Here is a 5983-nt window from a genome sequence, read left to right on the forward strand (position 1 = left end):
GGTGTTCCGCGGTTTTGACACACCTTCGGTTCTGGGCCGCGTGCCCCCTCTCAACGGGACTTGGCCAAGCGTGGAGTTCTCGGAAACCGATAAGGAAATCCGGGTGACGGCCGAAATCCCGGGCCTCCATGAGAATGACATCGAGGTTATGCTGGATGATGGCGTCCGGACGCTTCGCGGCGAGAAGAAGGCAAAGACCGAGGACAAGGATCGCCAGTGCTTAGCCCCGACACTCGCAGATAGCGAGGATGGTGAAATGACGCCCAACAGTGAAAGAGCGATCATGGGATGCTGAATCAAGCTTGCCCAGTATATGCTGGCGCGGTGAGAAGCTGCAATTCCTCGATTGCCGGGCAAATGCCACCCGAAGAGGCCCGGCAAGCATTTGTCAGCTTTGCCAGAATGGCAGGGGTGCTGGCACAATCCGATCATTCCGCATCGGCTGGAGCTGATGAAAAGACGCCGGTTGCTCCGCGCGAATCCTGATCTGCCAATCACCGCTCGTGCATGGTGCCAAGGGCAAGCTGTCGGCTTGAACAGCCGCAGAACGGCGTACTCCCGCCCGCCGGTCTGACCGGTATGAAGACGAGACAGGCCGTCAGCTGTCTTCCGACCCAGGCCTGACCAGTTGGAGCACAGGGCGAGGGGTCTGTTCCTCGCCCACCTCAACAATCGGCAGTGCGACAAAGTCGGGCGGACTGGTCAACCGTGGCTGCAAGAAAACCGGATGCAACCCCTCTCCCCGTGGCGCTGCAAGCTCATGAAACTGCAACAGCGATATCTTCATGGCGCTATTCCCGTATATCTTCCCTGTAGCGGCAACGTCGCAAGTTGGCGCTCGTTTCATGCCGCCGAAGAAAATCTCGCCAGGACCCGTGCGCGATGAGGATATCCGGTCGGTCACTGCCAGGCCACGCTAGCTCCTGTTCGCCAGCGCCTCGAGAAATGACTTCCTCCATTGTGCCGCGTCATTGCGCCGGATGCTCTCAATCAGAGCACCGTGCCTTGCAAGTCTTTCCTCGAGCGGCATGGCCAGCGCTCTTGCTATCGCATCGGCTACCTCGTCGACAACATAGGGGTTAACGATCAAGGATTGCGCAAGCTCTTCAGCCGCGCCTGCAAAACGCGACAATACGAGGACCCCGGGATCGGCTGGATCCTGGGCGGCTATATATTCTTTTGCGACGAGGTTCATTCCATCTCGAAGGGGTGTGACCAGTCCGACCTGACTGGCCCGCAACAGACCGGCCAGCCGCGAGCGCGGAACGGTGCGGTGGATGTAGCGGATCGGCGTCCAGGTCAGATCCGCATATTTTCCGTTTACGGAGCCAGCGGTTGCCTCGAGCTGAGCGCGTATTTCCGCATACGCTCCCACCTCTTCTCGCGTGGGTGACGCTATCTGCAGATAGGTTACCGCCCGCTCGTGTTCGGGGTGCCTTTCGAGAAGGCGCGCAAAGGCCTGCATGCGGCCGGGCAGTCCCTTGGAGTAGTCCAGCCGGTCGACGCCGATAATCTGCTTGAGACCAAGAATCTGGCGGCGCATGGAATCGATCTGGACATCCGCGGCCGCCTCGTTAGCCATACGTGCGAAGGCGTCGACATCGATGCCTATCGGAAAACTGCTCGACAGCACGGTTCGGCCATTGCTTTTGGCCACGCCGCCGATGTCGAAGGTTGTCGAACTTGTCGCCCGAACGGAGCGCCGAAAATTTGTCACGTCCGTCGCGGTCTGGAAACCCAGCACGTCGTATTGGAGCAGATCAGCGATGAGTTCTCCGTGGTCAGGCGTGGCGACAAACAGGTCCGGCGGCGGGAACGGTATATGGAGGAAAAAACCGATCCGATTTACGAATCCGAGCCGGCGCAACTCCGTAGCCAACGGGATAAGATGGTAGTCGTGAACCCAGATCAGGTCGTCATTGCCTGATAGCAGTCGCGAGAGCGCCTTGGCAAAGCGCGCATTGATCTGCCTGTACGCATGCCGAAACTCGCTGCGGTGTTGTACAAGGTCGAGCCGGTAATGGAAAAGCGGCCACAGCGTACTGTTGGCATAGCCGTTATAGTAGAGCGAATACTCCCGCTGCGGCAGCGTCAGTGCGGCCGTCTCGATCTTGCCCACGCGTTCGAGGTGGATCAGCGGTTCGTCGCTCGCGGCTGAATCATGGTGCCCGACGCTTGCCCCTAGCCACAGCCCTCCACGCTCGGCCAAGGCATCGACGACGCCCACTGCAAGCCCCCCGGCTTGTGCCAGATCGCGTACATTCCCCAGCCGATTCGAGACGACAACCAGACGTCGCGATATGGCATTATTGGTGGTCTGTCGATCGCCCAACGCGGCCTCACGCTCGGCGAAATCGCTAACCGTCTGCGAAGCTTCGGTCTGGGTTTCGTTCGGTGCCTGCAATACGAGAAATCCTAAGCCTGAAGATCGCCTGAGAACGGTCCGCCCATGCGATTGTTCCACGCAATTTGTTCTATCTCTTCGATTGAGCGCTACACCAGTACCCGGCTCAATTCTGCCGGTCACGGGAGCAAACGCTGACCACAGCTGGCCTTGCATTAGCGGGCGGACCTGGCTGCGGACTGTGAAACGCCAAGGCGAGGAGCGTTCCCGGCTTTCAGCGTTTTCGTTGGATAAGATCGTCTGAAGCAGTTCATGCCCGCCTGGATGGCCTATGACATGAGCCTGATGGGCGAGCGCTTCTTCACCGAAGGGATGATGCCTGAGGCCGGCGACGTCTGGCACCGTACTGCGCCTCAGGGCCGCGCGCTGCGCCCATATCGCGACTTCGCCTCAGCGATCGCTGCTGCCGCCTGATGGAAGACGAGGGGACTTCGAGAGGATCATTCCACGGATCTTTTCGACCGACCCGTGCGGATAAAATCCGAAGGCGAACCTCGCGTTGACGCGCTAGCCGGATCGATCCAGCAACGTGCGAATGGCCAAACACTTGAAACGTTCGACCGCTCTGCGGGGCCAGACCAGACACTGGCGGACCTCACGGGCCTCCTTCGATCTCAACGAATGACCCCGGAAGTTCGCCACGGACGACGGAACAAACTTTCCCCAAACTGGTTGGAAAGCCAGGTTGGGATCAGGAAATGAATGCCTCCAGCATCATCACGCAAGCCGGTACGCTGACAGCGAGGCCATGGGCATTTCTGATCCTGGTGGTCTACGCTGTGCTGTGGATCGTTTTCGAACGCAGCAGCTTTGATTGGCACGGCGCCGCGACATTGGCCACCTGGGCGATGACCCTTTTTATACAAAGAGCCGAGCATCGAGACACGCAGGCCATACAGTCAAAATTGGACGAACTGCTGCGCGCCAACAGCGCGGCTAGAGACGAACTGACACAGATCGACAAGAAGGAACCAGAGGAGATCGAGCGCCAGCGGGAGGCCGAGCGCCCCCAAGCCGGAGATTGAAGATTGGCTTGCAAGGCTCCAATCTGGTTACCTCGCCAAGGAAAATCCCGGCACAGCCATCCGGCGCTGCCGATGGGCTGCCCTTTAGGCTTTGTAGGCCCGCACCACTGGCGAAGCGATGCGGGCCTGGCCAAGGCTTCCCGCCCATGGCCAGCAGCGCGAGGGGACGCTGCCGCCATATGTAACTGGTTGTGGAAAATCAGGTTCCGCACCCACCTGAAAAAGGCCCGCCACCAATAGGCAGCGGGCAGGGTCTGGAGTGGCTAGGGATCAACCCAGCATGACGTTAACGAGCGGCGGAGGGTTTCGTTGCGTCTGTATGCTGGAAGGGGCAGGGGAGGGGTAAGCGCCAGAGTGCAGGAAGCTCTCCCGGCGGAGAGTGAGAGGCGGGTCGAATTTTCGGCGACGGGTTGAAAGAGGAAGGAGAGGCCTTCGGCGCCGGTCGCGGAGAACCATGATGACTTTCCAAAGCAATCGGGGCCATGCTGTCGCCCAGCGTTCGAACCTCTATGATCGGATCAAATCACCGAGGAGACAATTCCCATGAAAGCGATCGTAGTGACGGACCAGGCTGCAGGAACGGCCGGGATGAAGCTGGTGGAGCGGCCCGAGCCGCAGGCGGCAATAAACGACGTCGTCGTACAGGTTCATGCAGCGGGATTCGTCAACACCGAACTGGAATGGCCTTCGACCTGGGCCGATCGAGCCTTCCGTGACCGGATGCCGTCGATCCTCGGCCATGAGCTGGCCGGTGTGGTCACTGCACTGGGTTATGGCACAAAGGGGCTGACGGTCGGGCAGCGGGTGTTCGGCCTTGCGGATTGGCATCGCGACGGCACGCTCGCGGAGTATGTGGCCATGGAGGCACGCAACCTCGCGCCGCTGCCGGGCGATTTCGACTTTACGGTGGGCGCGAGCCTGCCGATCTCGGGCGTGACCGCGTGGCAGGGGCTGTTCCAGCATGGCCGCCTTCAGGCGGGGCAGAGCGTTCTCGCGCATGGCGCGGCCGGCGCAGTCGGATCGATGGTGACGCAGCTTGCGCGAGAAGCCGGCGCTTATGTCATCGGCACCGGACGCGCCGCAGACCGCCAGAAGGCGCTCGACTTCGGCGCAAATGAATTCGTCGACCTCGGGAACGACACCCTGGAAGACGTCGGCGGCGTTGATCTGATATTCGACGTCATCGGCGGCGACATCCAGAAACGGTCTGCAACGCTGGTCCGGGCAGGAGGAACGCTTGTGACTGTCGTAGGACCAACGGATATTCGACCTGCAGATGGCCTGACGGTTGACTTCGTCGTCGAGGCTGATCGAAACCAGCTTTTTGAGATAGTTCAGCGGATCCGGGATGGACGACTGCGGACGAATATCGGCAAGCTCTCGACCCTCGACGACGCTGTTGCGACCTTTAACTCGACCGAGCGCCGCACGGGCAAGACGGTTATCCGCGTCCGTCCGTGAGCACTCTTGGGGAGATAGGACGGTTCGTCTCTCCCCGATTATCGTATCACCAAACAAGCAACGAGGACATGGGAAGCAGAAGGCGCTTTCACGCTCCAGTGCGAGCGCGGCCAGACAACCCGGACCCGACGATCGCCCGGCCGCTCAATCAGGAAGGCATAAGTGAACGACCCGACTAGATCGCGTTGGAGCCTGCTCGCAACATCTTCAGGCTGCCGGGAAGAACCTGCCGACGCATCAGGAATATCTTCCTTATTCTTGTTGCGGGCGGAGCCACTTCCAAATGCAAACCGCATTGAGGGCTCGCTCCGGAAGAGGTTTCGAGCCCGAACTAAACGCCGGTCGCTTCTCAACGTCCGCAATGATACCGTCCAACTCGTCTGGAATTCTCAAATTCGCCTCTTGTCATCCCGCATTCGAAGAGTAGGCGAAAACCAGCATTGGGGGCAGCCGAACGAACTGCACACCCAATCGCAAAACGATATGTTAGAATTCGAGACGCAGTTGATGCTGTTCGGAGGGCGGTGCTTCGAAAGCGATGAAAGGGTGACACCGAGCAATCGGATCCCTTCTGCGTGGGGAAAACGGGTTCAAAAGGCTTGCGGCTAGCTGCTCGACATCAGCCAGGGCATGCATTGGGAATTCAGCGGTGCGACTACGGGTAATCTGCTGAAAATCGGCAAACTTGACCTTCAAGGTAACGGGTCCTGCCACAAATGCCCTTGGCCTCACAATAATTCCAGACCTTGGCGACAAGCGGTCCCAGTTCTGCACCGCCGCATCGAGCTCAAATGTATCGGAGGTAAAAGTATCCTCGGCGCCGACGGACTTGCGCGGCCGACCGGGTTCGACAAAGCGCTCATCGAGGCCGCGTGCGATCTTGTAGTACCAAAGCCCCGGTTTTCCGAAATGCGGCTGCAGGAAGGCGAGGGGCTTCGTCTTGAGATCGGCGCCAGTCTCGATGCCTAGAGCGGGATGGGATTTGTAAGAGTCGTGGGATTCCCAAATCATCTTGGTTCTGATTCAACATTGATGCTGGGTAGGAGGCCGGCATGAATGGCAGGATATTCGATGGACCTTCGCGAGCGGGTTG

Annotated in this window: 6 protein-coding genes and 1 pseudogene; 5 read left to right on the forward strand and 2 right to left on the reverse strand. The window is 59.6% G+C overall.

What is annotated here, in order from left to right:
* Positions 1-295: Hsp20 family protein (locus tag CK228_RS34475; protein ID WP_143750661.1), on the forward strand; the 295-nt coding region annotated here is incomplete at its 5' end.
* On the forward strand, positions 289-486 hold the full coding sequence (locus tag CK228_RS34480; protein WP_095790646.1) for a DUF982 domain-containing protein: 198 nt from the start codon (positions 289-291) through the stop codon (positions 484-486). The genes CK228_RS34475 and CK228_RS34480, both read left to right, overlap by 7 nt.
* A 430-nt stretch (positions 487-916) precedes the next feature.
* Here the strand turns inward: CK228_RS34480 and CK228_RS34485 are convergent, their stop codons facing one another.
* Positions 917-2404 (reverse strand): trehalose-6-phosphate synthase, encoded by a 1488-nt coding sequence (locus CK228_RS34485; RefSeq protein ID WP_245437846.1) that lies wholly within the window; start codon positions 2402-2404, stop codon positions 917-919.
* A gap of 240 nt (positions 2405-2644) precedes the next feature.
* Between CK228_RS34485 and CK228_RS34490 the strand changes: the two are divergent.
* From CK228_RS34490 to CK228_RS34500, 3 genes and pseudogenes are all read left to right on the forward strand, one after another.
* Positions 2645-2818 (forward strand): annotated as a pseudogene (locus tag CK228_RS34490) (NmrA/HSCARG family protein); the annotation flags it as partial.
* Positions 2819-3102: 284 nt separating this feature from the next.
* Positions 3103-3429 (forward strand): low affinity iron permease family protein, encoded by a 327-nt coding sequence (locus CK228_RS34495; protein ID WP_095790647.1) that lies wholly within the window; start codon positions 3103-3105, stop codon positions 3427-3429.
* 543 nt (positions 3430-3972) lie between these two features.
* The gene (locus CK228_RS34500; protein WP_095790648.1) at positions 3973-4890 is read left to right on the forward strand and encodes an NADP-dependent oxidoreductase; all 918 of its coding nucleotides are present in this window, start codon (positions 3973-3975) and stop codon (positions 4888-4890) included.
* 486 nt (positions 4891-5376) lie between these two features.
* Here the strand turns inward: CK228_RS34500 and CK228_RS34505 are convergent, their stop codons facing one another.
* Positions 5377-5901 (reverse strand): hypothetical protein, encoded by a 525-nt coding sequence (locus tag CK228_RS34505; protein WP_095790649.1) that lies wholly within the window; start codon positions 5899-5901, stop codon positions 5377-5379.
* Between the last annotated feature and the right edge of the window lie 82 nt (positions 5902-5983).

This window comes from Mesorhizobium sp. WSM4312, assembly GCF_002294875.1.
Classification (GTDB): Bacteria; Pseudomonadota; Alphaproteobacteria; order Rhizobiales; family Rhizobiaceae; genus Mesorhizobium.